Genomic DNA, 1,669 nt, shown 5'->3' with positions numbered 1-1,669 from the left:
GCGGCGGCCGCCTGCGCGTACGAAGAGACGGCGCGCGCACGCGTCTCGTCGACGTTCGCAGCGACCGACCGCAGCATCCAGCCGAGCGTCAGCAGCACGCCTCCGAGGATCAGCGCGAACGACACGTCGAGGCCGAGGGCGATCCAGAAGTCTGCCGCGAAGCCGCCCTGGACGAGCCGAACGAAGTAGAACAGAAGCGGCGCGAGGATCATCCACGCGATCTGGAGCGGGAAGGGGAACGCGAGCACGGCTGCCAGCGTGGCCAGGTTCACCAGATACCAGATCCACGGCTCGTCGAGCGTCTCGGGGGTGATGCCGGCGGTCGCGATCGGCCACGACGCGAGCGCCAGGACGTAGACGAGGGCGAAGACGCCGGAGGCGACGCGCACTGCACGGCCGATGGCGCACGCGAGCAGCATGAACGCCAGGCTCCCGAACACCGCGATCATGAGGGGGCCGCGCCACTCCGGACGCTCCTGCGTCGATCCGAGCGCCGCGATGAGCGCCTGCGTGCCGATGATGACCGACCCCGACGCGGCGGCGATCGAGATGATCCGCTCCACGCGCGAGCGGGTGAACGACCCGATGCCCGCGGTCGCTTCCCGTGAGCGCGGGATCTGCGCCCACGCGGTGTCGAGCACCGTCTGGCCGTCAGCCACCACGCGCGATGTCTCCCGCGTCCGCCGCGGATTCGGTGAGAAGTCCGTCCTCCATGGCGCGCCTGAGCAGGTCGACCTTCGTGGGCGCGGGTCGCCCGACCTCGACGTACTTGACGCGCACGCGGGTGATGTTCTCCTTGGCCGTCGAGTACGCGACTCCGAGCCGCTCAGCGACGACCTTGAGCGGAAGCCCGGCGGCGTACAGTCGCAGCACCTCGCGCTCGCGCGCGGAGAGCTGGGCGTCGGCGAACTCACGGTCGCCCTCGACGGCGCTGGCCCACTCCACGTTGTTCAGCGGCTCGCCGTCGGCGACGGTGCGCACCGCGGCGATGACGTCGTCGATCGGCGAGGACTTGCTGACCACGCCCGCCGCCCCGGCGGCGAGCGCTTCGCGCACCGCGGCGGGCCGGTCGGCGACGCTGTGGATGATCACGCTCGAGCCGTCGAGAACGAGACGCCGGACGTTCTCGGTGACAGTGGTCCCGTCGCCGAGCGTCAGGTCGAGCACGACCACGTCGGCAGGCGCGGCGCCGGCGGAGGCGCGCCACTTCACGTACTCGGTGACAGTGTTCCCCGAGAACACGACCTCTTTGGTGCGGGCGCGCGCGCACGCGGCCTCGAGTCCGAGCCGCACCGACTCGTGGTCGTCGATGAGAGCCACGCGCGTCATGCCGCCAGCCTACCCACGCGGGGTGGCGCGGGTGAGCGTGGCGATGGCCTCGACGTGGTGCGAGTTGGGGAAGAGGTCGACGGCGTCGATGCGCGCGGGCTCGTAGCCCATGGCGCGGAAAGTCCCGATGTCGCGCGCGAGCGCGACGGGGTCGCACGCGACGTAGACCACCGTCGCCGGCGCGAGCTGCGCGATGTGCTCGACCACCTCGCGTCCGGCTCCCGAGCGGGGCGGGTCGAGCAGCACGACACCCCGCGACAGCCGTTCGCGTTCGCCGGCGGATGCCTCGGCCGCGAGCCGCGCGAGCCACCGGTCGACGCGCCCGGTCTCGGCGCGGGCG

General features: G+C 72.1%; 1 protein-coding gene and 2 pseudogenes. All 3 read right to left on the bottom strand.

From position 1 onward, the window contains the following. Nucleotides 1-662 (bottom strand): annotated as a pseudogene (locus EIO58_RS17415) (ATP-binding protein); the annotation flags it as partial. Next, entirely contained in the window at nucleotides 652-1,329 is a 678-nt protein-coding gene (locus EIO58_RS17410) for a response regulator transcription factor (protein WP_127820499.1), read from the bottom strand. The gene EIO58_RS17410 and the pseudogene EIO58_RS17415, both read right to left, overlap by 11 nt. A 9-nt stretch (nucleotides 1,330-1,338) precedes the next feature. Then, nucleotides 1,339-1,669, bottom strand: a pseudogene (locus EIO58_RS17405) (class I SAM-dependent RNA methyltransferase); the annotation flags it as partial.

The organism is Microbacterium sp. CPCC 204701, from assembly GCF_004010105.1.
Lineage (GTDB): Bacteria > Actinomycetota > Actinomycetes > Actinomycetales > Microbacteriaceae > Microbacterium.
The sequence above is the reverse complement of the archived record's forward strand: the minus strand, read 5'-3'. Positions and strand labels throughout refer to the sequence as shown.